The organism is Janthinobacterium sp. SUN100, assembly GCF_030397705.1.
Lineage (GTDB): Bacteria > Pseudomonadota > Gammaproteobacteria > Burkholderiales > Burkholderiaceae_D > Janthinobacterium > Janthinobacterium kumbetense.
The window spans coordinates 423,515-449,411 of sequence record NZ_JAPUBU010000004.1; the positions used below are offsets into that span (position 1 = coordinate 423,515).

Annotated in this window: 26 protein-coding genes; 20 read left to right on the plus strand and 6 right to left on the minus strand. The window is 62.6% G+C overall.

Features of this window, described 5'->3' with window-relative positions; translation table 11 throughout:
- Positions 1–9 precede the first annotated feature (9 nt).
- The 3 genes from O0881_RS22000 to yjgA all read right to left on the minus strand — a co-directional run bounded on the left by O0881_RS22000 (position 10) and on the right by yjgA (position 1,997).
- The gene (locus O0881_RS22000) at positions 10–678 is read right to left on the minus strand and encodes an alpha/beta hydrolase (RefSeq protein ID WP_289913064.1); all 669 of its coding nucleotides are present in this window, start codon (positions 676–678) and stop codon (positions 10–12) included.
- Positions 675–1,307, minus strand: coding sequence for a molybdopterin adenylyltransferase (mog, locus tag O0881_RS22005; protein WP_099666433.1), 633 nt, complete (start codon positions 1,305–1,307; stop codon positions 675–677). The genes O0881_RS22000 and mog overlap by 4 nt, the downstream gene beginning before the upstream one ends.
- A 90-nt stretch (positions 1,308–1,397) precedes the next feature.
- Positions 1,398–1,997 (minus strand): ribosome biogenesis factor YjgA, encoded by a 600-nt coding sequence (gene yjgA / locus O0881_RS22010; RefSeq protein WP_099666434.1) that lies wholly within the window; start codon positions 1,995–1,997, stop codon positions 1,398–1,400.
- 92 nt (positions 1,998–2,089) lie between these two features.
- Between yjgA and pmbA the strand changes: the two genes are divergently transcribed.
- The gene (gene pmbA, locus O0881_RS22015; RefSeq protein ID WP_099666435.1) at positions 2,090–3,442 is read left to right on the plus strand and encodes a metalloprotease PmbA; all 1,353 of its coding nucleotides are present in this window, start codon (positions 2,090–2,092) and stop codon (positions 3,440–3,442) included.
- Positions 3,443–3,488: 46 nt separating this feature from the next.
- Here pmbA and O0881_RS22020 read toward each other — a convergent pair whose 3' ends face one another.
- Both O0881_RS22020 and O0881_RS22025 read right to left on the minus strand, forming a co-directional pair.
- A complete protein-coding gene (locus tag O0881_RS22020; protein WP_289913065.1) occupies positions 3,489–4,598 on the minus strand; it encodes a cytochrome c peroxidase in 1,110 nt (369 codons plus the stop codon).
- Between the two features lie 279 nt (positions 4,599–4,877).
- A complete protein-coding gene (locus O0881_RS22025) occupies positions 4,878–6,002 on the minus strand; it encodes a M14-type cytosolic carboxypeptidase (RefSeq protein ID WP_289913066.1) in 1,125 nt (374 codons plus the stop codon).
- Between the two features lie 141 nt (positions 6,003–6,143).
- On the opposite strand from O0881_RS22025, the gene O0881_RS22030 reads away from it, so the two are divergent.
- Complete coding sequence (locus O0881_RS22030; RefSeq protein ID WP_077408596.1) at positions 6,144–6,398, plus strand: hypothetical protein; 255 nt, start codon at positions 6,144–6,146, stop codon at positions 6,396–6,398.
- A 106-nt stretch (positions 6,399–6,504) separates the two neighbouring features.
- On the opposite strand, the gene paaX is transcribed toward O0881_RS22030, so the two are convergent.
- Positions 6,505–7,434: a phenylacetic acid degradation operon negative regulatory protein PaaX gene (paaX, locus tag O0881_RS22035; protein WP_289913067.1), complete on the minus strand. Its 930-nt coding sequence runs from the start codon at positions 7,432–7,434 to the stop codon at positions 6,505–6,507.
- A gap of 267 nt (positions 7,435–7,701) precedes the next feature.
- Between paaX and paaA the strand changes: the two genes are divergently transcribed.
- The 18 genes from paaA (at position 7,702) to O0881_RS22125 (ending at position 25,894) form a co-directional block, all read left to right on the plus strand.
- Entirely contained in the window at positions 7,702–8,691 is a 990-nt protein-coding gene (paaA, locus tag O0881_RS22040) for a 1,2-phenylacetyl-CoA epoxidase subunit PaaA (RefSeq protein ID WP_077408594.1), read from the plus strand.
- Between the two features lie 26 nt (positions 8,692–8,717).
- Entirely contained in the window at positions 8,718–9,002 is a 285-nt protein-coding gene (paaB, locus tag O0881_RS22045) for a 1,2-phenylacetyl-CoA epoxidase subunit PaaB (RefSeq protein WP_034746356.1), read from the plus strand.
- A 14-nt stretch (positions 9,003–9,016) separates the two neighbouring features.
- Positions 9,017–9,769 (plus strand): 1,2-phenylacetyl-CoA epoxidase subunit PaaC, encoded by a 753-nt coding sequence (gene paaC, locus O0881_RS22050; RefSeq protein WP_289913245.1) that lies wholly within the window; start codon positions 9,017–9,019, stop codon positions 9,767–9,769.
- Positions 9,769–10,296, plus strand: coding sequence for a 1,2-phenylacetyl-CoA epoxidase subunit PaaD (gene paaD / locus O0881_RS22055; protein WP_289913069.1), 528 nt, complete (start codon positions 9,769–9,771; stop codon positions 10,294–10,296). Before paaC ends, paaD begins: the two co-directional genes overlap by 1 nt.
- 40 nt (positions 10,297–10,336) lie before the next feature.
- On the plus strand, positions 10,337–11,416 hold the full coding sequence (gene paaE, locus O0881_RS22060) for a 1,2-phenylacetyl-CoA epoxidase subunit PaaE (RefSeq protein ID WP_289913070.1): 1,080 nt from the start codon (positions 10,337–10,339) through the stop codon (positions 11,414–11,416).
- 50 nt (positions 11,417–11,466) lie between these two features.
- Entirely contained in the window at positions 11,467–12,258 is a 792-nt protein-coding gene (paaG, locus tag O0881_RS22065) for a 2-(1,2-epoxy-1,2-dihydrophenyl)acetyl-CoA isomerase PaaG (RefSeq protein ID WP_289913071.1), read from the plus strand.
- Between the two features lies 1 nt (position 12,259).
- Positions 12,260–13,825: a 3-hydroxyacyl-CoA dehydrogenase PaaH gene (paaH, locus tag O0881_RS22070; RefSeq protein ID WP_289913072.1), complete on the plus strand. Its 1,566-nt coding sequence runs from the start codon at positions 12,260–12,262 to the stop codon at positions 13,823–13,825.
- Positions 13,818–14,264, plus strand: coding sequence for a hydroxyphenylacetyl-CoA thioesterase PaaI (paaI, locus tag O0881_RS22075; RefSeq protein WP_289900227.1), 447 nt, complete (start codon positions 13,818–13,820; stop codon positions 14,262–14,264). Before paaH ends, paaI begins: the two co-directional genes overlap by 8 nt.
- A 68-nt stretch (positions 14,265–14,332) precedes the next feature.
- Complete coding sequence (paaK, locus tag O0881_RS22080; RefSeq protein ID WP_289903412.1) at positions 14,333–15,661, plus strand: phenylacetate--CoA ligase PaaK; 1,329 nt, start codon at positions 14,333–14,335, stop codon at positions 15,659–15,661.
- A 22-nt stretch (positions 15,662–15,683) separates the two neighbouring features.
- Positions 15,684–16,889, plus strand: coding sequence for a 3-oxoadipyl-CoA thiolase (gene pcaF / locus O0881_RS22085; protein ID WP_289913073.1), 1,206 nt, complete (start codon positions 15,684–15,686; stop codon positions 16,887–16,889).
- Positions 16,890–16,970: 81 nt separating this feature from the next.
- The gene (locus O0881_RS22090) at positions 16,971–18,122 is read left to right on the plus strand and encodes an ABC transporter substrate-binding protein (RefSeq protein ID WP_289913074.1); all 1,152 of its coding nucleotides are present in this window, start codon (positions 16,971–16,973) and stop codon (positions 18,120–18,122) included.
- A 72-nt stretch (positions 18,123–18,194) separates the two neighbouring features.
- Complete coding sequence (locus O0881_RS22095) at positions 18,195–19,073, plus strand: branched-chain amino acid ABC transporter permease (protein WP_034780386.1); 879 nt, start codon at positions 18,195–18,197, stop codon at positions 19,071–19,073.
- Complete coding sequence (locus O0881_RS22100; protein WP_289913075.1) at positions 19,070–20,053, plus strand: branched-chain amino acid ABC transporter permease; 984 nt, start codon at positions 19,070–19,072, stop codon at positions 20,051–20,053. Before O0881_RS22095 ends, O0881_RS22100 begins: the two co-directional genes overlap by 4 nt.
- A gap of 1 nt (position 20,054) precedes the next feature.
- Positions 20,055–20,810, plus strand: a complete 756-nt coding sequence (locus tag O0881_RS22105; protein ID WP_289913076.1) for an ABC transporter ATP-binding protein — start codon at positions 20,055–20,057, stop codon at positions 20,808–20,810.
- Positions 20,810–21,538 carry an ABC transporter ATP-binding protein gene (locus O0881_RS22110; protein ID WP_099668356.1) on the plus strand — a complete coding sequence of 243 codons (729 nt, stop codon included), beginning with the start codon at positions 20,810–20,812 and terminating at the stop codon, positions 21,536–21,538. The genes O0881_RS22105 and O0881_RS22110 overlap by 1 nt, the downstream gene beginning before the upstream one ends.
- A 9-nt stretch (positions 21,539–21,547) precedes the next feature.
- The gene (gene paaY / locus O0881_RS22115) at positions 21,548–22,162 is read left to right on the plus strand and encodes a phenylacetic acid degradation protein PaaY (RefSeq protein ID WP_289903419.1); all 615 of its coding nucleotides are present in this window, start codon (positions 21,548–21,550) and stop codon (positions 22,160–22,162) included.
- Between the two features lie 23 nt (positions 22,163–22,185).
- Complete coding sequence (gene paaZ, locus O0881_RS22120; RefSeq protein ID WP_289913077.1) at positions 22,186–24,237, plus strand: phenylacetic acid degradation bifunctional protein PaaZ; 2,052 nt, start codon at positions 22,186–22,188, stop codon at positions 24,235–24,237.
- A gap of 394 nt (positions 24,238–24,631) precedes the next feature.
- Positions 24,632–25,894 carry a hypothetical protein gene (locus O0881_RS22125; RefSeq protein ID WP_289913078.1) on the plus strand — a complete coding sequence of 421 codons (1,263 nt, stop codon included), beginning with the start codon at positions 24,632–24,634 and terminating at the stop codon, positions 25,892–25,894.
- The last annotated feature ends 3 nt before the right edge of the window (positions 25,895–25,897 follow it).

Sequence of the window (25,897 nt, forward strand, 5' to 3'; positions counted from 1 at the left end):
TGTTTTACTTTAAGCCAATACTTTCTTCAGCCACGCGCCGATGGCGTCGATTTCTTTCTGGCACAGCGAGTGCTGCATCATGTACTCGTGCCATTCCACCTTGTAACCCATGCCGGTGAGCAAGTCGCGTGACTGTTGCGCGCGGTTGATCTGCACCACGGGGTCGGCCGTGCCGTGCGCCATGAAGATCGGCGTCTGCAGGCTGGCCGGCGTGCGTTCCAGAGCCGTCTTGTCGGCCAGCGGCAGATAGCCGGACAGGCACATCAGGCCGGCCAGCGGTTCCGCATGGCGCAAGCCCGTTTGCAGGGTCATGGCGCAGCCTTGCGAGAAGCCGGCCAGGATGATGCGGCTGGCGGGAATGCCGCGCGCCTTTTCGCGCGCGATCAGCGCTTCGATCTGCAGCTGCGAGGCGCGCAAGCCGCCCTCATCTTCGCGGCGCACGAGGTCGCTCACGAGGATGTCGTACCAGGCGCGCATCACATAGCCGTTGTTGATGGTGACGGGCATGGTGCCGGCGCTGGGGAAGATGAAGCGGATGGCGGGGCAGCCGCGCAGGTCGAGTTCTTTCACCAGGGGAACGAAGTCGTTGCCGTCGGCGCCCAGGCCATGCATCCAGATGATGGAGACGGTGGGGTTCGGTGCGCTGTCGAGTTCGATGGTTTCCAGCAAAGTGCTCATGTATTTTCCTCTGGTAGTGGTTGCGCCGGACGCAGCGCCGATTTGGGACGGAAGGCCTTGCAGATGGCCGGGTCGGTTTCCATGTAAGGGCCTCCGATGAGGTCGATGCAATAGGGCACGGCGGCAAAGATGCCGTTTACCAATTGATTTCCATCAACATCCTTCAAGCCTTCCAGGGTTTCCTTGATGGCTTTCGGCTGGCCCGGCAAGTTCATGATCAGGGCGGCGCGCTCGGGCGTCTCGCGGATCACGGCCACTTGGCGCGACAAAATGGCCGTCGGCACGAATTGCAGGCTGATCTGGCGCATCTGTTCGCCGAAACCGGGCATTTCCTTGGTCCCGACGGACAAGGTGGCGTCCGGCGTCACATCGCGCCGTGCCGGACCCGTGCCGCCCGTCGTCAGGATCAGATGGCAGTGGCTCAGGTCGACCATGTCGATCAGGGTGTTTTCAATTTGCGAGCGCTCGTCCGGGATCAGGCGTTTTTCCAGGCGGAAAGGCGTGCGGATGGCGGCGGACAACCAGCTTTCCAGGGCGGGGATGCCCAGGTCTTCATACACGCCGCCGCTGGCGCGGTCCGAGATCGACACGAGGCCGATAATCAATTCGTCTTCGAGAGTGGTGGACATCGGTCACCTATAAAAGTCTGGAGTGTCTTAAAAACAATAAAACCGGGATTATCCCGGTTTTTTGTCCATCCTTGCGTTTGGGACGGTCAATTACTCGTCGTCTTCCGCTTCTGCGTCATCTTCGTCAGCATCTTTCTTGCCGCCATTTTGCTTCTTGGCGATCTCTTTCAAGATCTGGAAGATTTCACGGTAGGCCTTCGGCGGCTTGTTCTCGGCTTGCTCCTTGCGGGCATTGCGGATCAGGGTGCGCAGGTGCTGCACGTCCAGTTCCGGATTTTCCGACAGCAAGACGGTCAGAGCCTTGTCGTCCGTCAAGAGTTTGTCGCGGCGGCGTTCCATCGCGTGCATATTGGCCGTGTCGGCTTTCGACAAGCCTTTCCAGCTATCGATGGTGCGTTGGATGGCGGCAACTTCGTCTTCATCCAGGGTGCGCATCTTCTTGCCCACGTATTGCAGCTGGCGGCGGCGGCCTTCGTGATCCTTGATTTGCTGGCATTCGAGAATGGCGTCGCGCACGTCTTCCGGCATCGGGACGCGCTTGACGCGGTCGCGTGCCTCATTGACGAGTTCTTCGCCCAGCTTTTGCAGGACGGTCATCTGGCGCTTGAGTTCCGACTTCGAAGGACGTTCATATTCCTGTTCGAATTCGGTGGATTGGAAGCCGCAAGCTCCCCGGTTTGGATTTGGCATGATAAGGCGGGATTGGCCGCGTAGGCCGCACCTGTAAACTGTAAACGACTGCTATGATAACCTTTTTAGCGGCTTTCCGAAGAAAACAGCGCATGAACGACTCCGTATTTACCCATAGTCAAGAGCAATTGCAGCAACTAGCCCGTGATGTGTTGTCTTTTGCGCGGGAAGCGGGCGGCACCGACGCAGCCGTCGAAGTCAGCGAAGGCGGCGGCTTGTCCGTTTCTGTCCGAAAAGGCAAGATCGAGACGATCGAGCAAAACAAGGACAAGGGCATGGGCGTGACCGTGTTTGTCGGCAAGAAGCGCGGCAATGCCAGCACCTCCGATTTCTCGCCGTCCGCCCTGCGCGCCACGGTGGACGCGGCCTACAACATCGCCCGCTTCACGGCCGAGGACGATTGCGCGGGCCTGGCCGACACGGACATGCTGGAAATGTCGCCCCGCGACTTGCAATTGTTCTATCCCTGGCTCATTTCCACCGAGGAAGCCGTCGCCCTGGCCCAGCGGGCCGAAGCGGCCGCGTTTGCCGTCGACCCGCGCATCACGAACAGCGAGGGGGCCAGCGTGCACGTGCAGCAATCGCACTTTGTTTCCGCCAATTCGCGCGGCTTCATCGGCGGCTACCCGTTCTCGCGCCACACCCTGTCCGTGGCGCCCATTGCCGGCAAAGGGGCGAAGATGCAGCGCGACGACTGGTATTCGTCCGTGCGCGACGCCTCCAAAATGTCGAGCCCGGAAGCCATCGGGCGCTATGCCGCCGAGCGCGCCCTGTCGCGCCTGAACGCGCGCAAACTGGGCACGCGCACTTGTCCCGTGCTGTTCGAGGCGCCGCTGGCGGCCGGTTTGCTGGGTACCTATGTGCAAGCGACCTCGGGCGGCGCCCTGTACCGCAAATCCACTTTCCTGAACGATTCCCTGGGCACGCAAGTGCTGCCGTCGCACGTGCAGATCTTCGAAGACCCGCACGTGATCGGCGGCGTCGGTTCGGCGCCGTTCGACGAAGAGGGTGTGAAAACCGTCAGCCGCGACGTCGTCAAGGATGGCGTGGTGCAAGGCTATTTCCTGTCGACCTACACGGCCCGCAAGCTGGGCATGCAGACGACGGGCAACGCGGGCGGCTCGCACAATCTGTACCTGACCTCGAACCTGACGGCCGCCAGCGACGATTTTAGTGCCATGCTGAAAAAGCTGGGCACGGGCTTGCTGGTGACGGAGCTGATGGGACAAGGAACCAATTACGTGACGGGCGACTATTCGCGCGGCGCATCCGGTTTCTGGGTGGAAAATGGCGTGATCCAGTACCCGGTGGAAGAAATCACCATCGCCGGCAACATGAAGGACATGCTGCGCAACATCGTGGCCGTGGGCGCCGACGAACTGCGCCGCGGCACCAAACAGACGGGTTCCATCCTCATCGAGAGCATGGTGGTGGCGGGCGGCTGAGCGCCTGCATGGCAAGCGCGGCAACGCCGGGCGGGCGTTCCACGCTTTACTGCTGGACTTGATAGCCATCCGTCAGGGTGGCCAGGAACTTCACCATATCCTCGATCTCGCCCGCCGTCAGCGCCGGCGCCATGCCGCGCTTGCGGTCGAACGGCGCTTCCTTGACGTTCACGTTGGCGCGGTATCTGGCGGGTATGTCATTGAATTTCTGCACTTTTCCCCGTTTGTCGCGCGGATACCATTCTTGCGGATGCGTATCGCGCCGCACATAAAAACGCAGAGCCTCCGTCAGGTTGTCGAACACGCCGTTATGAAAAAACACCTGGCGTGTGGCTACATTGCGCAGGCTGGGCACCTTGAAGGCGCCGCATAGCTCGCCTTTCGCCGCCAGGTCCGTACGGTCGGGGCCGCACAAGCCCAGGTCGAAATAGGCCGGGTCGGCCGTGGCGGGAATGCGCATATTGCGCGGCACGCCCAGATTGTCGAAACTGAAGTCCGTGAACAGGGGCGGCGCGCCATGCTCGCCCCGCACGCTGGGGTGGCAAGCGGCGCAATTGCCCTTGCGTTCATCGTTGAACAGGGCCAGGCCCCGCAATTCGGCCAGCTCCAGGGGAACCTTGTTGGCCAGGTACAGGTCATATTTGGAATCGTAGCGGTGAAAATCCGACTCTTCCTGCTGGAATTGCTGCAAAGCATACGTGATGCGGCTGAATGCCTGTTGTGGTTGCGCAAAGATGGCGTCGCCAAAGACGCGCCGGAACGCATCCGCATAGTTGCTGTTGCGCAACCGTTCTACCACCGCATCCGTACTGGCATTGGCCATTTCGTGCGCTGCCAGGAACGGCCGTTCCGCCTGTTCCGCCAGGCTGGCGGCGCGGCCGTCGCGGTTGATGCCGCCGTTGGGTACGCCTTCCTCATCAAAGCGGAAGGGCGGATTGTGGTCCAGGTAGCGCAGCGATGGCGTGGCGCGGTAGCCGTGCGCCTGGCCATCGGCGCCGCCCAGTTGCACGGCCAGCTTGTTGCCGGGCGCGTAGGCGTGGGCCGGGTCATGGCAACTGGCGCACGACTGCCTGCCCGAGGCGGACAGGCTGGCATCGTAGAAGATGCGCCGCCCCAGCTGCGCGGCAGGGCTGAGTTCGGCAGCCGTGCCTGGCATGCCGTGCAAGCCAAGAAATAAGAATGTGCACACGTGTGCAAGTCGGGTCGGTGAAAATCGCGCCTCAGCGCGTGGCTGGTCTTTGATGGTCATATGCGGGATGGTTGTCGACAAGGGAGAGACAGGTAATGCTGCGCCCAGTATAGGCAGCAATGGCTGGCGTGGCAACGATTAGCGATGCTGCGCTGCGCAAGACGGGGAGCGGAAAACAGCCGGCGGCAGAGTAACCGCCGGCCAAGCCCGTCACGTCATGCGTGGCGGGCCAGTTTCATGCGGGGCTCAGGCGCGCAAGGTGGACAGGATAGGCTGCAGCACTGCCGCGCCCAGGGCGGCGCTGCGGGCGCCGCTCCAGCCCGTTTGCGGGTCGGGATCGTTGGCATTGTCCTTGAACGGCAATTCCAGGGTCAGCGACAGGCAGCCGAAGGCGTGGGTGATGTGGGGCGAACCCATGGTCAGTACTTCCGGCGTGAACGGGCCGTCTTCGTAGCCGTGCTCATCCTGGAAGTCAGGGCTGGCCACCTTGAAGTCGGCGATGAAGCGGTCTTGTTCGGCCTTCTGTGCTGGCGTGAAATTTTCCAGCGCATCGCTGCCGGCCACGAAGACGTAAGGCAAACCTTCGTCGCCATGCACGTCGAGGAACAGGTCGCAGCCGATTTCATGCATTTTCTGTTTTACCAGGAACACTTCCGGACTGCGCTCCATCGTCGGCGTCATCCATTCGCGGTTCAGGTTGGCGCCGGCCGCGTTGGTGCGCAGGTTGCCATGCACGGAACCGTCCGGGTTCATGTTCGGCACCACGTAGAAGACGGCGTCTTGCAGGCACTGGCGGGCAAATGGATTGGCCTGGTCCAGCAAGGCTTCGAGCATGCCTTCGACAAACCATTCGGCCATCGTTTCACCAGGATGCTGGCGCGCGATGACCCAGACTTTCTTTTCGGCATCGGTGTCGCCGACCACCAGCAGATTCATGTCGCGGCCTTCCACGGTGCTGCCCAGGTCGATCAAGCGCACCAGCGGCGACGCTTGCGCGCTGTCGATCAGGGCCAGGTGGCGGTCCCATGGGTACGGCTCGAAGTAGGCGTAGTACACGCTTTCCTCTTCCGGCGTGTGTTCGATGGTCATCACCGTGCCGTCAAAGCTGGTCGGCACGCGGAACCAGGTTTCGCGGTCGTAGCTGGCCACGGCCTGGTAATCTTTCCAGCCGTCCGGGTAGGCCGACTTGCCTGCGTTCATGAAGCGGATCGTGCACGCCTCGCCTTGCGCGCCTTGCAGGCGGAAGTAAAACCACTGCGTGATGTCGGCGTGGGAATCCTTGCGGATGTTCAGCTCGATGGATTGGGCATCGTCGGCGCGCAGCACCTCGATCGCGCCGGCGTCGAATTGCTGGCTGATTTTAATGGTCATGAGTGTTCCTGATAAAAACGTATGGGTTTTGCATCGTGTGCAATGGCGCGATGATACCTGTTTTGCGGTGGACTTTGTGCTGGCGCAAACGATGACGGACGCGCTTTGCTAACGTGATAGCTCCGACACGGGGAGGCCATCATGGATGACAACGGCAAACACATACGCGAACTGGAAAAGAAAATCAGCGCCCTCAGCGACGCCCTGGCGCACCTGGGCAAGGGCACGACCTTGCAGGAATTGCTGCGCATCATACGTTTCCCCGGCTATACGACGCCGGCCGAATTCACCTTCAACGTCGCCATCCTCGACACCATGCTGGTGCAGGCCAATGCGCTGGAAAAGCTGGGGCAGGATTTATTGGCAGGGGCGAAACAGGTGGTAGCAAAGCAGTGAGCGCAGGCACTGACGTATTTCTGAATGCCTGAAAAATGGCCAGGGCCAGGGCCGCAGACAGTGCGAATGGACGCCCAGGCCCTGCAACATCGTCATGGACGTGTTGTCAGGTGTTCAGGCCGCCGAAACGTTCGTAGAACCACGGCTCCACATCGGGCGCCTGCGCATCTTCGCGCCGCAAGGTGGCCAGGATATGTTCCTCGGCCGCCGCGTACGTGATGCGGTACAGGTCGCGGGCCAGCGCATACGCCTGCGTGCCGGGCCACGGTTCGGGCAGCAGCTCGACGGGCAGTTGCGGGTCGTGCAATTGCACGCGGCGGTAGGCGTGCGTCAGCAACGAGCGGATGACGAACGCTTGCTCCGCATCGAACACGGGCGCTTCTTGCAGCAAGGTCAGCAGGGGCTGGAAGCTGGCGATGAATTTCTGGTAGCCGGCCATGACTTCCGATAAATCCCAGCAGTCGCCCACCATGTCGCGCAGGGGACGCGTGCTGACGCCCGGCAATTCCGTGGTGTGGCAGACATACAGCTTGCCCTGCACTTCATTGCGCACGAGGATATCTTCCAGCGCCTCCGTATTGCTGGCCGGGTGGCCAAAGATGCCAGGCGAGATCAAGCCATAGCCAGCCCACAATAATTCCTTGCGCAGCGCCCCCCGCTCGGCGGCGCCGATGCTGCCGGCCGGCCCGATCACCAGGGTCCAGCTGCCATCCCAGTGCACGACCAGCGGCGCATAGATGCGGCGATAGGCGCGCTCGAAGCGGGCCAGCGCCTCCGGGCGTATCGTATAGGCGCTGCGGCGGCCGTCGCGCTGCGAGCTGAGCCAGCCTTCCTGCGCCAGGCGGAACACGCTGGTGCGCAATAAACGGTCATTCACGCCAAACGGCGCCAGCAGTTCGATCAGGCTGCCCAGCCAGATGGCGCCGCCGCGCGGCACGATGGCGTCGCCAAAGATGGTCATCACCAGGGACTTCGAGCGCGGTGGGTCGCTTTCCAGGAAATCGGCTATCCATGCCGTGCAGCGGGTGTTCTTCATGTGGTTCCGGTCTGGCCGTGTTGCGGTCGGTTCAATAAAAGCAGCAGTTTACTTGGCTGCGCGGGTAGCGCGGCAATAATTTGCCGGAAGCGCTGGTGGCGCTCCGCAGTGTTTTCTCATAAGCAATATCATACGCACAAAAAAGCTGCACAAGATACGAATTTTTAAAATGATTCATATCAAGTGTATGCAAATCGTTTTTTGTATCGTATTATCTGTTCATCGCACCGCGTTGCTGCGCAAAATCAAAGACATGGGAGACAGATCATGTACGCACAAATGGTTGAAACCGGCCTCAAGAACGTCCGTTCCCTCGACGACATGGGTCAAGAAGAGCGCGCTTTCCAGGCACGCATCGACGAAGGCATCAAGATCGAGGCCAAGGACTGGATGCCGGACGCTTACCGCAAGACCCTGATCCGCCAGATTTCGCAGCACGCGCACTCGGAAATCGTCGGCCAATTGCCTGAAGGTAATTGGGTCACGCGCGCACCCACCCTGAAACGTAAATCGATCCTGCTGGCGAAGATCCAGGACGAAGCAGGCCACGGCCTGTACCTGTATAGCGCCGCGGAAACTCTGGGCGTGTCGCGCGACGACTTGCTGGCCGCCTTGCATTCGGGCAAAGCCAAGTATTCCAGCATCTTTAACTATCCCACCCTGTCGTGGGCCGACATGGGCGCCATCGGCTGGCTGGTCGACGGCTCCGCCATCATCAACCAGATTCCCCTGTGCCGCTGCTCGTACGGCCCGTATGCGCGCGCCATGATCCGCGTCTGCAAGGAAGAATCGTTCCATGCGCGCCAGGGCTACGACATCATGATGTCGCTGTGCAAGGGTACGCCCGCGCAGAAAGCCATGGCGCAGGATGCCTTGAACCGCTGGTGGTGGCCGTCGCTGATGATGTTCGGCCCGTCCGACGCCGCTTCCGTCAACAGCGCCCAGTCGGCGCAATGGCGCATCAAGCTGTTCTCGAACGACGAACTGCGCCAGCGCATGGTCGACCAGACCGTGCCGCAAATCGAATACCTGGGCCTGACCGTGCCCGATCCCGACCTGAAGTTCAATGCGGAAACGGGCCACTATGAATTCGGCGAGATCGACTGGTCCGAGTTCAACAATGTCTTGAAGGGCAATGGCCCGTGCAACCGCGAACGCCTGCAAACGCGCGTGAAAGCGTATGAAGACGGCGAATGGTTCCGCGATGCCTTGGTCGCCTACGCCGACAAGCAAGCCGCTAGCAAAGCGGCAGCCTGAAAACATCTATAAAAGGGGATAGCAACATGAGCAAAGAATGGCCTTTGTGGGAAGTTTTCATCCGCAGCCAGCACGGCTTGGCGCACAAGCATGTGGGCAGCCTGCACGCTTCCGACGCCACCATGGCGGTCAACCATGCGCGCGACGTCTACACGCGCCGCAATGAAGGCGTGAGCATCTGGGTGGTGCGCGCGGCCGATATCGTCGCCAGCAGCCCCGGCGATAAGGGCGCCCTGTTCGAACCGTCGAACAGCAAGGTGTACCGCCATCCCACCTTCTTCCCGATGCCGGAAGAAGTCAAGAATCTGTGATGGGAGTGCCTGCAATGGATGACAAGGTCAATTACCTTCTGCGCCTGGGCGACAACGCCCTGATCCTCAGCCAGCAGCTATCGCAGCTGTGCGGCAAGGGCCCTGCGCTGGAAGAGGACATGGCGCTGACCAACGTGGCGCTGGACTTGCTGGGCCAGACGCGTTTGTGGTTCAGCTATGCGGCCGAGCTGGAAAACGCGGGCCGCGACGAGGACGACATCGCCTTCCTGCGCGATGCCCACGATTTCAAGAATTGTCTGCTGGTCGAGCAGCCGAACGGCAATTACGCCGACACGATGATGCGCCAGTTCTTCTTCGACAGCTGGCATTACTTCCAGCTGCTGGAACTGACGAAATCGACGGATGCGCGCATCGTCGAGGTGGCGCAAAAGTCGATCAAGGAAGTGACCTATCACTTGCGCCGCAGCGGCGATCTTGTCGTGCGCCTCGGCGACGGTACGGCGGACAGCCACGCGAAAACGCAGGCCGCCGCCGACAAGCTGTGGATGTACACGGGCGAGATGTTCAAGTACGACGCCATCGACCAGGCCATGGTCGCCGCCGGCATCGCACCGCCATCCGACATCCTGCGCCAGGCTTTCCTGGAACACGTGGCCGAGATCTTCGCCGAAGCGACGCTTGTCAGGCCGGCGCCCGACGCCTGGATGCAAAAAGGCGGCAAGCAGGGCACGCACACGGAGCACCTGGGCTTTATCCTGGCCGAGATGCAGTTCCTGCAGCGCGCCTATCCCGGGGCGGAGTGGTAATGAACACTGCCGCGGCAGCGCTGGACGCCGCCCAGGTCTGGGCCTGGCTGGGCGACGTGCCGGACCCGGAAATCCCCGTCATTTCGGTGGTGGACCTGGGCATCGTGCGCGCCGTCGAAGTTACGGATGGCGATGCGTGCATCGTGACGATTACGCCCACGTATTCGGGTTGCCCTGCCATGCAGGTGATCGCCGACGCTGTCACGGATGCCTTGCGCAGCCATGGCGTGGACAAGGTGACGCTGGTGAATCAGCTGTCGCCCGCCTGGACGACGGACTGGATGAGCGAGACGGGCAAGGCCAAGCTGAAAGGCTATGGCATCGCCCCGCCGCAGCAGCAGGTGATCGACATCAGCGGTTTGCGTGGTGGCGTCAAGCGCCAGCCCATGCCGAAACTGGACGTGATTTGCCCGAATTGCGGTTCCACGCATACGCAGCTGACCAGCCAGTTCGGCTCCACGCCGTGCAAGGCCCTGTACAAATGCCTGGATTGCCGCGAACCGTTTGACTACTTCAAGTGCCACTAAAAAAATCAGGCACACGTTCCGAATAAACTGGAGATGAAGCATGAGTAAATTTTATCCGCTGTGCGTGGCCAACGTGCGCAATGAAACGCGCGACACCATCGCCGTCACGTTCGACGTGCCAGCCGAGTTGCAGCAGCAGTTCCGCTTCCAGCAGGGCCAGCACCTGACCCTGCGCGCCCATATCAATGCGGAAGACGTGCGCCGCTCGTATTCCATCTGTTCGGCGGTGCAGGATGGCACTCTGCGCGTAGCCATCAAGCGCACGCCGGGCGGCGCCTTTTCCACTTGGGCGAACGACACCCTGAAAGCCGGCGCCACCATCGAGGTGATGCCGCCGATGGGCCACTTCAACGTGCCGCTCGACTGCGTCAACCGCAAGCATTACCTGGCGTTCGCGGCCGGCAGCGGCATCACGCCCATCCTCTCCATCATCAAGACGACCCTGCTGACGGAGCCCCTGAGCCGCTTCACCCTGTTCTACGGTAACCGCGCTTCGTCGTCCGTCATCTTCAAGGAAGAATTGACGGACTTGAAGGACGTGTACCTGGAGCGTTTGAACCTGGTCTACGTGATGAGCCGCGAACAGCAGGACATCGAACTGTTCAACGGCCGCATCACGCAGGAAAAATGCGAGCAGTTCCTGCAGCACTGGATCAAGATCGAAGACTACGACAACGCCTTCATCTGCGGCCCGGAAGACATGATGCTGGGCGTCTCCGCTGCCTTGCAGGCAGCCGGTATGCCCAAGCAGAATATCAAGATCGAGCTGTTCGCCGCCAGCATTCCGAAAAACGCCCACAAGCCGCGCGCCCAGCTGGCCACGGACGCCGTGCAGGAAACGGAAGTGACCGTCATCCTGGATGGCAACCACACCACCTTCACGATGGACAAGGACAAGGAATCCATCCTCGACGCGGGCCTGCGGCAGGGCATCGACATGCGCTATTCGTGCAAGGGCGGCGTGTGCTCGACCTGCCGTTGCAAGATCCTCGACGGCAAGGTTGAAATGGACGTCAACTACGCGCTGGAAGACTATGAAGTGGCGCGCGGCTTCATCCTCAGCTGCCAGAGTTTCCCTCTCACAGACAAGGTCGTGGTCGACTTCGACCAGGCTGAATAAGCCGGTGCAGGGCACGGGCCCTGCCTTACCTATTACACAAGCGAGACGCCATGACCTACCAAAACATCCTCTTTACCATCGAGCAGGGCATCGCCATGCTCACCCTGAACCGTCCCGACAAGCTCAATAGTTTTACGCAAACCATGCACGAGGAAGTGCGCGACGCCATCGCCAAAGTGAACGCCGACAGTACCGTGCGGGTGTTCGTGCTGACGGGGGCGGGGCGCGGCTTTTGCGCGGGCCAGGACTTGTCCGACCGCGCCGTGGAACCGGGTTCGAAGGGCGTGGACCTGGGCGAATCCGTGGAAAAGAACTATGCGCCGCTGGTGCTGGCCTTGAAAGCGCTGCCGATGCCCGTGATCTGCGCTGTCAACGGCGTGGCCGCCGGCGCAGGCGCCAACCTGGCGCTGGCTTGCGACATCGTCATTGCCGGCAAGTCGGCTAGTTTCGTGGAAGTATTCTGCAAGCTGGGCCTGATCCCGGACACGGGCGGCACCTTCTTCCTGCCGCGCCTGATCGGTTCCGCGCGCGCCATGGGCCTGGCCATGCTCGGCGAGAAGCTGACGGCGGAAAAAGCGGAAGACTGGGGTTTGATCTGGAAATGCGTCGAGGATGCCCAGCTGGCCGACGAAACGCGCAAGCTGGCCGTGCACTTTTCCACAGCCCCCACCAAGGGCCTGGCCTATACCAAGCAGGCGCTGGCCGCCAGCGGCGCGAATACCCTGCCGCAGCAGCTTGCGCTGGAAGCGCGCATGATGAGCGATCTCGGTAACAGCGACGATTACCGCGAAGGCGTGGCCGCCTTCATGGAAAAGCGCGCACCGCAATTCAAGGGACATTGATATGGCAGCTCTGGACAACAACAGTATCGTCGCCGTCATCGGCAGCGGCGCCATGGGCGCCGGCATCGCGCAGGTGGCCGCAGCCGCCGGTTACCGCGTCAAACTGTACGATACGCGCACGGAAGCCGTCAGCAAGGCGTTGGCCGACATTGGCAAGATGTATGCGAAGCTGGCTGAAAAGGGACGTATGACGCCCGACGAAGCCGCGGCCGCCACGGCGCGCCTGCAGGCGGCCGGCAGCCTGGCTGATGTGGCAGATGCTGCCCTGGTGGTGGAAGCCATCGTGGAAAACCTCGACGTCAAGCGCGGCCTGTTCGCCGAACTCGAAGCGCTGGTTGGCGACGACTGCATCCTGGCGACGAACACCTCGTCGATTTCCGTTACGGCCATCGCGGCCAAGCTGCGCCGCCCGGAACGCCTGGTCGGTATGCACTTCTTTAATCCCGTGCCCCTGATGGCGCTGGTGGAAGTGATCAGCGGGCTGGCCACCAGCGAGCAGGTGGCCGCCACCATCTACGATACGTCCATCGCCTGGGGAAAAAATCCCGTGCATGCGAAATCGACGCCCGGCTTTATCGTCAACCGTGTCGCCCGTCCGTTTTACGCGGAAGGTTGGCGCTTGCTGAATGAACAGGCGGGCGACGCCGCCACCATCGACGCCGTGCTGCGCGAAGCGGGCGGTTTCCGCATGGGCCCATTCGAGCTGATGGACCTGATCGGCCATGACGTCAATTTCTCCGTCACCCAATCCGTGTTCGGCGCCTATTTCAACGACCCGCGCTTCACGCCGTCCGTGCTGCAGCAGGAAATGGTCAATGCCGGTTTCCTCGGCCGCAAATCGGGCCGCGGTTTTTACCAGTACGGCGAAGGCGCACCTGCCCCCGTGGCGCAGGCGGAAGGCCCGCAGCCGAAGCCGGAATTCGTAGCCCTGTCGGCCGCCATCGGCGGCGATGGCCGTGGCCACAGCGGCATCATCCGTAGTCTGGTGCAGCGCCTGGAGCAGGCCGGCATCACCGTCAGCCGCCGCGTGACGCAGGAAGGCCAGGCCCACGACGAGGCGCCGGCCCTGCATTGCCATGGCGCCGCGATTTACCTGACCGATGGCCGCAGCGCCACCCAGCGCGCGCACGACAACCAGCATCCGGACACGGTGCTGTTCGACCTGGCGCTCGATTACGCCGGTGCCAAGCGCATCGCCGTGGCCCGCGCCGACCAGTGCAGCGACGCCGCCTATGCGGCCGTCGTCGGCCTGTTCCAGGCGGCCGGTTTCATCGTCACGCGCCTGGACGACGTGCCTGGCCTGGCCGTCATGCGCACTGTCGCCATGTTGGCCAACGAGGCGGCCGACGCCGTCAACCAGGGCGTGTGCACGGTGGCTGCCGTCGATATCGCCATGCAGAAGGGCGTCAACTATCCGTGCGGACCGCTGGCCTGGGCCGATGCCGTCGGCGTCCAGCACATCGTGATCGTGCTGCACCACCTGGCGCAAGGTTATGGCGAAGACCGCTACCGGGTCTCGCCGCTGCTGCGCCGCAAACTCGCCAATGGAGCACAGTTTCATGCATAAGGAAGACCATATCCACGCTGCCCAGGCTTTGGCCGAAGCGGCCGCCGCCTCCATGCTGTCGCGCGATAACGCCACCGCCGCCATGGGCATCGCCCTGGCCGATGTGGGCCCCGGCCATGCGCGCATGACGATGACGGTGCGCGCCGACATGCTCAATGGCCACCAGACTTGCCATGGCGGTTTTATCTTTGCCCTGGCCGACAGCGCCTTCGCGTTTGCCTGCAACAGCTACAACCTGAACACCGTGGGCGCCGGCTGCACCATCGATTACCTGGCGCCGGGCCGCGAAGGCGACGTGCTGACGGCGCACGCCGTCGAACAGGCGCTGGCCGGCAAGAGCGGCGTCTATGACGTCAAGGTCAGCAACCAGGAAGGGCGCGCCATCGCGCTATTTCGCGGCAAGTCGATTCGCGTGGCGGGTGAAGTCATCAGCAATTGAAGTTACAAGAGCAGGCTTGAACTGCCGGAACGAATTACATAGTTATAGAACCGAATCAGGAGACAGAGATGGTCCAGAGAACCCCAGCACCGAATGACCTCGAACCGATCGAGCGCGCCAGCAAGGATGAACTGCAGGCGCTGCAGCTCGAACGCATGAAATGGACGCTCAAGCACGCGTATGACAACGTGCCCCATTACCGCGCCGCTTTTGACGAAGCGGGCGTGCATCCGGACGACCTGAAATCGCTGTCCGATCTGGCCAAATTTCCGTTCACCGATAAAAAGGTCTTGCGCGACAATTACCCGTTTGGCCTGTTCGCCGTGCCGCGCGAGCAAGTGGTGCGCATTCACGCGTCCAGCGGCACCACGGGCAAGGCCACGGTGGTCGGCTACACGCAGAACGATATCGATACCTGGGCCAACGTGGTGGCGCGCTCGATCCGCGCCGGCGGCGGCCGCGCCGGCGACATGGTGCATATCTCCTACGGCTACGGCCTGTTCACGGGAGGCCTGGGCGCGCACTACGGCGCCGAGCGTCTGGGTTGCACGGTCATTCCGATGTCAGGCGGGCAGACGGAAAAGCAGGTGCAACTGATCCAGGATTTCAAGCCATCGATCATCATGGTTACACCATCGTACATGCTCAACATCATCGAGGAATTCACGCGCCAGGGCCTGGACCCGGCCGAGTCCTCGCTGAAGGTGGGCATCTTCGGCGCCGAGCCGTGGACGGATGCGATGCGCTCGGAAATCGAAGCGCGCGCCGGCATCGACGCCGTCGACATCTATGGCCTGTCCGAAGTGATGGGCCCTGGTGTGGCGTCCGAATGTATCGAGAGCAAGGACGGACCCGTCATCTGGGAAGACCATTTTTACCCGGAGATCATCGATCCGGAAACGGGTGAAGTGCTGCCGGACGGCGAAGAGGGCGAGCTGGTGTTTACCTCGCTGTCGAAGGAAGCGCTGCCCATCATCCGCTACCGCACGCGCGACCTGACCCGCTTGCTGCCGCCGACCTCGCGCTCGATGCGCCGCATCGGCAAGATCACGGGCCGCTCGGACGACATGCTGATCATTCGCGGCGTGAACGTCTTCCCCACGCAGATTGAAGAGCTGATCCTGAAAATGCCGAAGTTGGCGCCGCAATACCAGCTGGTGGTCACGCGCGACGGCCACCTCGACAAGCTGGAAGTGGTGGCTGAATTGCGCATCGACCTGACGTCCACCATCTCGGCCAGCGAAACGGACGCGCTGGCGCGCGAGCTGGAACACCGTATCAAGACGCACGTGGGCGTGAGCACGCGCGTGCGCCTGGTGGCCGCGGCCGGCATCGAACGCACCTTGACGGGCAAGGCCCGCCGCGTGGTCGACCAGCGCCCGAAGATCTTCTCCTGATAGCACGAACAAGGAACCAAACATGAATGACGCTTTTATCTGTGACGCCGTACGCACTCCCTTTGGCCGCTATGGCGGTGCGCTGTCCAGCGTGCGCGCCGACGATCTGGGCGCGCTGCCGATTGCCGCTCTGATCGCCCGCAACCCCTCCGTCGACTGGTCCGCCATCGACGACGTATTTTACGGCTGCGCCAACCAGGCGGGCGAGGACAACCGCAACGTGGGCCGCATGGCCGCGCTGCTGGCCGGCTTGCCGGCGGCAGTACCGGCCAATACCATCAACCGCCTGTGCGGTTCCAGCCTGGACGCCGTCGGCATGGCTGCCCGTTCCATCAAGGCGGGCGAGGCGGAGCTGATCATCGCCGGCGGCGTGGAAAGCATGACGCGCGCGCCTTTCGTGATGGGCAAGGCCGATAGCGCGTTCTCGCGCGCAGCGAAAATCGAGGACACGACCCTGGGTTGGCGCTTCGTGAACGGCAAGATGAAGGCGCAGTACGGCATCGACACCATGCCGGAAACGGCGGAAAACGTGGCCGTGGAATTTGGCATCAGCCGTGCCGACCAGGATGCGCTCGCCTTGCGCAGCCAGCAGCGCTGGGCCGCCGCCCACGCGGCCGGCGTGTTCGAGCGCGAAATCGTGCCCGTCGCCGTGCCGCAAAAGAAGGGCGATCCGAAGATGGTCACCAGCGACGAGCATCCGCGTCCGGACACTTCGCTGGAAATGCTGGCAAAGCTCAAGGGCGTGGTCAAGCCGGACGGCACGGTCACGGCCGGCAATGCCTCGGGCTTGAACGATGGCGCCTGCGCCATCTTGCTGGCGTCCGCCGCCGCCGTCGACAAATACAAACTGACGCCGCGCGCAAAGGTGCTGGGCATGGCCACGGCCGGGCTGGCGCCGCGCATCATGGGCTTCGGCCCTTCGCCTGCTTCGCGCAAGGTGCTGGCGCAGACGGGATTGACCATCGAGCAGATGGATGTCATCGAACTCAATGAAGCGTTTGCCGCGCAGGCGCTGGCCGTCACGCGCGACCTGGGCCTGACGGACGATGCGGCTCACGTGAACCCGAATGGTGGCGCGATCGCTATCGGTCACCCGCTGGGTGCCTCGGGCGCGCGCCTGGTGATGGCCGCGCTGAACCAGCTGGAACGCACGGGCGGGCGCTATGCGCTGTGCACCATGTGCATCGGCGTTGGGCAGGGTATTGCTGTCGTAATTGAGCGCGTATAAAAAATAAAACAAAAAAGGCGCAGGCTTGCAAAAAAGCGCCAACCATACATTGACCGTAGTGCCAACCTGGTGGAGACCACAATGATTGCCAATATCTTCAAGAAAACCCTGATCGCCGGCGTGCTGGCCATGTCCGCCGCGGGCGCGTATGCGGCCGATAACATCAAGATCGGCTCCGTGCTGTCCGTCACGGGACCAGCCGCCTTCCTGGGCGATCCGGAACTGAAAACCCTGCAGCTGTACATCGAGAAGATCAACGCGGCCGGCGGCGTGCTGGGACGCAAGCTGGAACTGGTGCACTACGATGACGGCAGCGACGCGGCCAAGGCCAACGGTTTTACCAAGCGCCTGATCGAGTCGGACAAGGTCGACGTGTTGATCGGCGGCACCACCACGGGCGCGACGATGGCGATGGCGCCGCTGGTGGATCGCGCCAGCATGCCGTTCATTTCGCTGGCCGGTGCCGTTGTCATCATCGATCCCGTCAAGAAATGGGTGTTCAAGACGCCGCATACGGACCGCATGGCGGCCGAGAAGGTGTTCGAGGACATGAAGAAGCGCGGCATCAGCAAAGTTGGCCTGCTGTCGGAAACGAGTGGCTTTGGCGCCTCGGGCCGCAAGGAATCGCAAATCGTCGCGTCCAAATACGGCATCACTCTGGTGGCCGATGAAACTTACGGTCCGAAAGACACGGACATCACGGCGCAGCTCACGCGCATCAAGAACACCGCCGGCGTGCAAGCCGTGTTCGTGTTCGGCCTGGGCCAGGGCCCGGCCGTCGTGACCAAGAACTATGGCCAGCTGGGCATGGCCGCGCTGCCGCTGTACCAGTCGCATGGCGTGGCGTCGGACGAATACCTGAAATTGTCGGGCAAGGCCGCCGAAGGCGTGCGCCTGCCGACGCCGGCGCTGTTGATCGGCGCCATGCTGCCCGACAGCGACGCGCAGAAGGCCGTCGTCGTCGGCTACGACAAGACGTATAAGGACCGCTACAAGATCGACCCGTCGACCTTCGGCGGCTATGCGCTCGACGCCCTGAACCTGTCGGTCGACGCCATCAAGCGCGCCGGCGGCACGGACCGCGAAAAAGTGCGGGCGGCGCTGGAATCGACCAAGGGTTTTGTCGGCACCACCGGCGTCTTCAACATGTCGGCCAAAGACCACATGGGCCTGGATCTGTCGGCTTTCCGCATGGTCGAAGTGAAGAACGGCGAATGGCAATTGTCGAAATGATGTAAGCCAGAAGTACCTGCGCGGGCCGCCCTCGAAGGCGGTCCGCGCACAGCCGAACATAATGGAGACACCATGGAAGTCGCACAATTTCTACAATTTCTGTATTCCGGGATGACGGTCGGTTCCGCCTACGCGCTGGCGGCGCTGGGCTTCACCATCATCTACAACACCAGCGGCGTGATCAATTTCGCCCAGGGCGAATTCATCATGCTGGGCGGGATGCTGGCTGCCGTGATGTCGGCCGCCGGCGTGCCGCTGCCGCTGGCCATCATCCTGGCCGTCATCGCCACCGGTATCGTTGGCCTGCTGATGGAAAAAACCGTGATCGAACCGGCGCAAAATGCACAGGTCATCACGCTCCTGATCATCACCATTGGCGCCTCGCTCGTGCTGCGCGGCCTGGTGCAAATCTGGCTGGGCAAGGACACGCATTCGCTGCCGGCGTTTTCCGGCGATGCGCCGATCGAATTCCTGGGCGCCAGCCTGCTGCCGCAAAGCCTGTGGGTGCTGGGCGTCACGGTGGTCATCGTGCTGGTGCTGGGCTGGTTCTTCGGCCGCACCCTGATGGGCAAGGCCATGCTGGCCACCTCGCACAACAAGCTGGCCGCACAACTGGTGGGCATCAACACGCGCAAGGTGCTGCTGTTCTCGTTCGGCCTGTCGGCCCTGCTGGGCGCGGCAGGCGGCATCCTTGTCGCGCCTATCACCTACACCTCGTATGACGCGGGCATCATGCTGGGCCTGAAAGGCTTCGTTGCCGCTGTCCTTGGTGGCCTGGGCGGCGGTGCCGGCGCGATTGCCGGTGGCCTGATCCTCGGTATCGCCGAAGCTATGACGGCCGGCTACATCTCGTCGGCCTACAAGGATGCGGTGCCCTTCGTGCTGATTTTATTGATCCTGTTCTTCCTGCCGCAAGGCTTGTTTGGCGCTAAAAATTCGGAGCGTGTATGACCAACTTTTTCACACGCTCGCGCCACGGCGGCTTGCTGGTGCTAGCCCTGGTGCTGGCCATCCTGCCCCTGTTCCTGACTAACGCGTTCTACTATGACGTGGCGATCCGCATCGCCCTGAACGCCATCGTCGTCATCGGCCTGAACCTCCTGATGGGCTACACGGGCCAGATCAGCCTGGGCCACGCGGGTTTCTATGGCCTGGGCGCGTATGCGTCGGCCGTGCTGACCACGCACTACGGCTGGCCGCCGCTGGCCGCGCTGACGGCGGGCGCCGTCGCCACCGGCCTGCTGGCGCTGTTGCTGGCGCGCCCGGTGTTGAAACTCAAGGGCCATACCCTGGCCATGGCGACGCTGGGCCTGGGCATCATCATTTCCATCGTCATCAACAACGAGACGCAGTGGACGGGCGGCCCGGATGGCATCGGCGTGTCCGCCTTCACGGTGGCCGGCCTGGAAATCGCCGGCGAGAAATCGTGGTACCTGGTGTGCGCCGTGCTGTTGTTGCTGGTGACGTGGCTGGCCCTGAACCTGATCGATTCGCCCGTCGGCCGCGCGCTGCAGGCCATCCACGGCTCGGAAGTGGCGGCCCGCGTGGTGGGTGTCGACACGACCCGCTTCAAGGTGCGCGTGTTCGTGCTGTCGGCCGTCATCGCCAGCATCGCGGGCAGCATCAGCGCCCACTACATCGGTTTCATCACCCCCAACCTGGCCGGCTTCTTCCACTCGATCGAGCTGGTGACGATGGTGGTGGTGGGCGGCATGGCGTCGATCTTCGGCTCCATCATCGGTGCTGCCCTGCTGACGATCCTGCCGCAACTGCTGTCCAGCTTTGAAGGCTGGGAAACGGTGGTGTTTGGCGTGATCCTGATGGCGACCATGATCTTCATGCCAAAAGGCCTGGTACCCAGCCTGGCCAGCCGTTCGCGCAAGCGGGCAGCCGTGCCGAAGGCGCCCGTCAAATCCGCGCAGGAGGTGTGACATGCTGACGATTAACAATCTGAGCAAGAGCTTTGGCGGCGTGCACGCGGTGCAGGATGTCAGTTTCATGGTCAAGGAAGGTAATATCCATTCCGTGATCGGCCCGAACGGTGCCGGCAAGACGACGCTGTTCAACCTGATCACGGGCGTGTACACGCCCACCAAAGGCGAGATCCTGCTCAATGGCGAAAACGTGGCCGCCATGCCGCCCGATGCGCTGGCGCGGCGCGGCATGAGCCGCACCTTCCAGAACCTGCAGGTGTGCATGAACATGACGGCCATCGACAATGTGATGGTGGGCGCGCACCTGCGCCTGAACCAGAACCTGTTCGCTTCTATGCTGCGCTTGCCGTCCGTGCGCCGCGCCGATGCGGCTTGCCGCGACGAGGCGGCCAGTTTGATGGAGTTTGTCGGCGTGGGACGGCATATCGATGACGAAGCGGGGCAGATGTCGTACGGCGCCTTGAAGCGCCTGGAAATCGCCCGCGCGCTGGCCGCCAAGCCGAAGGTGCTGCTGCTCGATGAACCGGCCGCAGGCCTGAACCACACGGAAACGGGCGAAATCGAAGCCTTGATCCGCAAGGTGGCGCAGTCGGGCGTGACGGTGGTGCTGGTCGAGCATGACATGAAACTGGTGATGAATCTGTCGGACCATATCCTGGTGCTCGACTATGGCAAGAAGCTGGCCGAAGGGACTGCCGCCGAAGTGCGCGCCAATCCTGACGTGGTGGCAGCGTATCTGGGAGTGGCGGCATGATGCAAAATGAAATTCAGGCTCCGCTGGTACTCGATATCAAAGGGCTGACCAGCCATTACGGCCGCATCCAGGCCCTGCACGGCATCGACCTGCAGGTGCGCCAGGGCCAGCTGGTGGCGCTGGTGGGCGCCAATGGCGCCGGCAAGACGACCCTGCTGCGTGCCATCTCCGGCGTGCAGCCGATCAGCGCCGGTAGCATCGCCTTCGCGGGCCAGGATGTCAGCCGCATGAGCGCCGACAAGCGCGTGCGCAGCGGTATCTGCCAGGTGCCGGAAGGACGGCAAGTGTTCGGCCCCATGACGGTGGAAGACAATCTGCGCCTGGGCGCCTTCACGCGCCCCCCGCAGGACGTGGCGGGCGACATGGAGCGCATGTACGGCCTGTTCCCGATTCTGAAGGAAAAGCGCTTGCTGCTGGCCGGGACGCTCTCCGGCGGACAGCAGCAGATGCTGGCCATGGCGCGCGCGCTGATGGGCCGCCCGCAACTGCTGTTGCTCGACGAACCGAGCATGGGCCTGGCGCCTTTGCTGATCGCGGAAATCTTCCGCATCGTGGCCGAACTGCGCGACCAGGGCATCACCATCTTCCTCGTCGAGCAGAACGCGCACGCCGCCCTGTCCATCGCCGATGTGGGCTACGTGATCGAGACGGGCGCCATCACGTTGTCCGGCCCCGGACCTGAATTGCTGCATAACGAACAGGTACAAAGCGCCTATCTGGGCATGTAAGGAGTCTGTATGGTCAAAGTGTATGAAATCAATGGCGTCACCCCCGTCGTCCACCCCAGTGCCTATGTGCACCCGTCGGCCGTGCTGATCGGCGACGTGATCGTCGGCCCGCGCTGCTATATCGGCCCGCTGGCCTCGATCCGCGGCGACTTCGGCCGCCTGATCCTGGAAGAGGGCGCAAACTTGCAGGATACCTGCGTCATGCATGGCTTTCCCGGCTGCGACACGGTGGTTGAAGTCGACGGCCATATCGGTCATGGCGCCGTGCTGCATGGCTGCCGCATCGGCCGCAATGCACTCGTCGGCATGAACGCCGTGGTGATGGATAACGCCATTATCGGCGAGGAATCCATCGTCGCGGCCATGAGTTTTGTGAAGGCGGGCATGATTGTCGCGCCGCGCAGCATGGTGGTGGGCACGCCGGCCAAGATCATCCGCGCGCTGACCGACGATGAAATCAAATGGAAAAGCTCGGGCACGGGCCAGTATCACGAACTGGCCGTGCGCTCGATGCACACGATGCGCGAAGTGGAAGCCCTGACGGAAGTCGAAGCGAACCGCCAACGCCTGAATTTCGAATCGGCCTTGCCGCTGCATTTGCACAAGAACGCCGCAGCGCAGTAAAAACCAACATAGGAGTAAACCACATGGCTCAAATATCTACCCTGCAAAGCCTGATCGCCGGCCGCTGGCTGGGCGAAAGCGCCGCCGTGCCCCTGCACAGCGCCTTGAACAACCGCGTCATCTATCACACGCATGCGGAAAAGATCGACTTCGGCGAAGCTGTCACGTATGCGCGCAAGACGGGTGTACCCGGTCTGATGGCGCTGGACTTCCAGCAGCGCGCCGCACGCCTGAAGGCGCTGGCGCTGTACCTGGTCGAGCGCAAGGAAGAGCTGTACGCGATCTCGCACCTGTCGGGCGCCACCCGCGCCGACAGCTGGGTCGATATCGAAGGCGGTACGGGCACCCTGTTCGCCTACGCCAGCATGGGCAGCAACGAGCTGCCGTCGTCGAACGTGCTGCACGAAGGCCCGGCTATCGCGCTGGGCAAGAAGGGCGGTTTCGCCGGTACGCACATCCTGGTGCCGCGCGGCGGCCTGGCCGTGCACATCAACGCCTTCAATTTCCCGATCTGGGGTTTGCTGGAAAAATTCGCCCCGAGCTTCCTGGCGGCCATGCCCTGCATCGCTAAGCCTGCCACGGCGACCAGCTACCTGACGCAGGCCGTCGTGCGCATGATGCACGAATCGGGCTTGCTGCCGGCCGGCAGCCTGCAATTGGTGATCGGTTCCACGGGCGACTTGCTGGACCGCTTGAATGGCCAGGATTTCGTCACCTTCACGGGATCGGCCGCCACGGCCGCCAAGTTGCGCACCAATCCGAACCTGATCGCCCAGTCCGTACCGTTCAACGGCGAAGCCGATTCGCTCAACTGCGCCATCCTGGCGCCGGACGTCACGCCGGACGACGTGGAATTCGACCTCTTCGTCAAGGAAGTCGTGCGCGAGATGACGGGCAAGTCGGGCCAGAAGTGCACGGCCATCCGCCGCATCATCGTGCCGGAGCACCTGATGGACGCCGTCGGCACGCGCTTGCGCGAGCGCCTGGCCAAGGTGGTGGTGGGCGACCCGTCCATCGACGGTGTGCGCATGGGCGCGCTGGCCTCGAAAGAGCAGCAGAATGATGTGGCCGAGCGTGTCGCCACCCTGTCGCAGGGCAACGAGGTGGTGTTCGGCGCGGCCGACGGTTTCAATCCCGTGGGCGATGGTGCGCAGGATGGCAGCTTCTTCTCGCCGACCCTGCTGCTGTGCCGCGACGCCTTCGGCAACGACGCCGTGCATGACGTGGAAGCGTTCGGCCCCGTCAGCACCATGATGGGCTACAAGGAGATCGACGAGGCGCTGGCCCTGGCCGCACGCGGCAAGGGCAGCCTGGTGAGCACCCTGGTGACGCGCGATCCGAAGATCGCCGCGCGCGTGGTGCCGCAAGTGGCGGCCACGCATGGCCGCGTGCACGTGCTCGAGCGCGTGGCTTCCGTCGATTCGACAGGCCATGGCTCGCCCCTGCCGCAGTTGAAGCACGGCGGTCCTGGCCGCGCGGGCGGCGGCGAAGAGCTGGGCGGCGTGCGCGCTGTGCGCCACTACCTGCAACGGGCGGCCGTGCAAGGTTCGCCGACCATGCTGGCGGCCATCACGGGCGAGTACGTGCGCGGCGCGGACGTCAACGAAAGCCCGATCCACCCGTTCCGCAAGCATTTCGAGGACTTGAAGACGGGCGACTCGCTGCTCACGCATCGCCGCACCGTCAGTGAAGCGGACATCGTCGCCTTCGGCGGCATCTCGGGCGACTTTTTCTACATGCACTTCGACGAAATCGCCGCCAAGGAGTCGCAGTTCGGCAAGCGCATAGCCCACGGCTACTTCGTGCTGTCGGCCGCTGCCGGCCTGTTCGTCTCGCCCGGCGTCGGCCCCGTGCTGGCCAACTATGGCCTGGACAACCTGCGTTTCGTCGCTCCCGTCGCCATCGGCGACACCATCCGCGCGCGCCTGACGTGCAAGCGCAAGGTCGACCGCAACCGCAAGGACGTGTTTGGCGTGGGACAGGGCGTGGTCGCGTGGGACGTGCAGGTGACAAACCAGAACGAGGAACTGGTGGCCAGCTACGATATTCTGACCCTGGTGTCGAAGCGCGAGTAAGCGTTTCTGCAGCACGGCATTGACCGGCGCCACCCGCGATCTTTATGCGGGTGGCGCTTTTTTTATCCGGCTTCTTTTCATTTTGAATTATCCATAAGTGTATGAAAAATATAGCCTAAGTGTGGTTTTGCACAGCGTGCTATTTAGATAAATACCTCTAGAACGCGTGCTTTTTCCTTGAAAATGGGCGAATTCGCTCATTGCTTCAAGAAAACTTTCCAACGTAAAACCTTTTCTCTGTAGCATGGTTTTACTCACTGGTCACGCCGCCAAACACGCTCAACGCCGCGATGGCGGCGCGAAAAAAACGGACCCGGCCTTTTACGGCCGGTGAGCCATCGACCGCGAGTCCCATTCCACGATTAACGTTCACCGCTACGGGTATTTAATTACTATGAATAAACACGTCCTGATTTTCCTGCTGGCCATGCCCCTGGCCATCAGCCATGTCTATGCCGAAGAGGTCACCGGTCCCGCGGTCAAGATCAGCGGTTACGGCACTGCTGCCCTGACCATGGCCGATACCGACAACGCGCAGTTTGCGCGCCCGAATCAGGCTGCCGGTGCCGGCCGCACGGCCCGCACGGGTGTCGATTCCAACCTGGGACTGCAAGCCAATGTCACCGTCAATCCCTGGTTGTCGGCCACCGTGCAGGGCCTGGCGCGCAAGGATGGCGAGGACGATTTCGGTGCCGAACTGGCCTGGGCCTTTGCCAAGGCGAAGGTGTCGGACAGCTTCAGCGTGCGCGTCGGTCGCATGGGTCTGCCCGTCTTCATGATTTCCGATTATCGCAACGTGGGCTATGCCAACACCATGCTGCGCCCGCCCGGCGAAATGTATTCGCAGGTTCCCTTGAACAGCATCGATGGCGTCGACGGTACCTATCAGTTCAGCGCGGGCGATACCAGCATCACCACGCAGCTGGCGCTGGGCCGCACCAAGGCCACCCTGGCCACGGGTCCCGATTCGACCGTGCAGGTGGAAGGCAAGTCCATCGTCGCCCTCAACGTGGTGGCCGAACATGGCCCCTTCACCATGCGCTTCGGTCGTGCCGAAACCAAGTTGACGATCAACGATTCACCGAGCCTGAACACCTTGATGGGCAGCTTGCGCGCGGCCGGCAGCGGCTACCGGATCGCCCAGCTGGGTGCCCTGGCCGATGCGCTGGAAGTCAAGGACAAGAAGGCGTCGTTCACGTCCGTGGGCCTGGGCCTGGACTGGAACAATGTCCTGGTGCAGTCCGAATATGCGAAGCGCAAGACGGACAGCTATGTCAGCGACAGCACCTCGTGGTACGTGATGGGCGGCTACCGCATCGGCGCCTTTTTGCCGTACTACAGCCACGCCGGCCTGAAGGCCGATGGCCGCGTGAACAACACCGTGCCCGCATCCTGCCCTGCCGGCTATCCGGCCGCCTGCACACCGACGCTGCGCGCCCTGTCGACTGGCGTCGACACCCTCGCGTATATGCGCAATCAGCTGGAGCAATCGACGGACAGCATCGGCGTGCGCTGGGACTTCCACCGTTCGGCCGCGCTGAAAGTACAGATCGACCGCATCAAGCCGAAGAATGGCCCCGGCCTGTTCGTGCAAGCCAAGCCAGGCTTCCATGGCCCCGTCACGGTGGCCGCCGCCGCCATCGATTTCGTTTTCTAAGGA

Excerpts from the sequence above, each read along its gene's own strand:
- O0881_RS22000 (WP_289913064.1), bottom strand. The coding sequence starts at position 678 with ATGAGCACTTTGCTGGAAACCATCGAACTCGACAGCGCACCGAACCCC.
- mog (WP_099666433.1), bottom strand. The coding sequence starts at position 1,307 with ATGTCCACCACTCTCGAAGACGAATTGATTATCGGCCTCGTGTCGATC.
- yjgA (WP_099666434.1), bottom strand. The coding sequence starts at position 1,997 with ATGCCAAATCCAAACCGGGGAGCTTGCGGCTTCCAATCCACCGAATTC.
- pmbA (WP_099666435.1), top strand. The coding sequence starts at position 2,090 with ATGAACGACTCCGTATTTACCCATAGTCAAGAGCAATTGCAGCAACTA.
- O0881_RS22020 (WP_289913065.1), bottom strand. The coding sequence starts at position 4,598 with ATGCCAGGCACGGCTGCCGAACTCAGCCCTGCCGCGCAGCTGGGGCGG.
- O0881_RS22025 (WP_289913066.1), bottom strand. The coding sequence starts at position 6,002 with ATGACCATTAAAATCAGCCAGCAATTCGACGCCGGCGCGATCGAGGTG.
- O0881_RS22030 (WP_077408596.1), top strand. The coding sequence starts at position 6,144 with ATGGATGACAACGGCAAACACATACGCGAACTGGAAAAGAAAATCAGC.
- paaX (WP_289913067.1), bottom strand. The coding sequence starts at position 7,434 with ATGAAGAACACCCGCTGCACGGCATGGATAGCCGATTTCCTGGAAAGC.
- paaA (WP_077408594.1), top strand. The coding sequence starts at position 7,702 with ATGTACGCACAAATGGTTGAAACCGGCCTCAAGAACGTCCGTTCCCTC.
- paaB (WP_034746356.1), top strand. The coding sequence starts at position 8,718 with ATGAGCAAAGAATGGCCTTTGTGGGAAGTTTTCATCCGCAGCCAGCAC.
- paaC (WP_289913245.1), top strand. The coding sequence starts at position 9,017 with ATGGATGACAAGGTCAATTACCTTCTGCGCCTGGGCGACAACGCCCTG.
- paaD (WP_289913069.1), top strand. The coding sequence starts at position 9,769 with ATGAACACTGCCGCGGCAGCGCTGGACGCCGCCCAGGTCTGGGCCTGG.
- paaE (WP_289913070.1), top strand. The coding sequence starts at position 10,337 with ATGAGTAAATTTTATCCGCTGTGCGTGGCCAACGTGCGCAATGAAACG.
- paaG (WP_289913071.1), top strand. The coding sequence starts at position 11,467 with ATGACCTACCAAAACATCCTCTTTACCATCGAGCAGGGCATCGCCATG.
- paaH (WP_289913072.1), top strand. The coding sequence starts at position 12,260 with ATGGCAGCTCTGGACAACAACAGTATCGTCGCCGTCATCGGCAGCGGC.
- paaI (WP_289900227.1), top strand. The coding sequence starts at position 13,818 with ATGCATAAGGAAGACCATATCCACGCTGCCCAGGCTTTGGCCGAAGCG.
- paaK (WP_289903412.1), top strand. The coding sequence starts at position 14,333 with ATGGTCCAGAGAACCCCAGCACCGAATGACCTCGAACCGATCGAGCGC.
- pcaF (WP_289913073.1), top strand. The coding sequence starts at position 15,684 with ATGAATGACGCTTTTATCTGTGACGCCGTACGCACTCCCTTTGGCCGC.
- O0881_RS22090 (WP_289913074.1), top strand. The coding sequence starts at position 16,971 with ATGATTGCCAATATCTTCAAGAAAACCCTGATCGCCGGCGTGCTGGCC.
- O0881_RS22095 (WP_034780386.1), top strand. The coding sequence starts at position 18,195 with ATGGAAGTCGCACAATTTCTACAATTTCTGTATTCCGGGATGACGGTC.
- O0881_RS22100 (WP_289913075.1), top strand. The coding sequence starts at position 19,070 with ATGACCAACTTTTTCACACGCTCGCGCCACGGCGGCTTGCTGGTGCTA.
- O0881_RS22105 (WP_289913076.1), top strand. The coding sequence starts at position 20,055 with ATGCTGACGATTAACAATCTGAGCAAGAGCTTTGGCGGCGTGCACGCG.
- O0881_RS22110 (WP_099668356.1), top strand. The coding sequence starts at position 20,810 with ATGCAAAATGAAATTCAGGCTCCGCTGGTACTCGATATCAAAGGGCTG.
- paaY (WP_289903419.1), top strand. The coding sequence starts at position 21,548 with ATGGTCAAAGTGTATGAAATCAATGGCGTCACCCCCGTCGTCCACCCC.
- paaZ (WP_289913077.1), top strand. The coding sequence starts at position 22,186 with ATGGCTCAAATATCTACCCTGCAAAGCCTGATCGCCGGCCGCTGGCTG.
- O0881_RS22125 (WP_289913078.1), top strand. The coding sequence starts at position 24,632 with ATGAATAAACACGTCCTGATTTTCCTGCTGGCCATGCCCCTGGCCATC.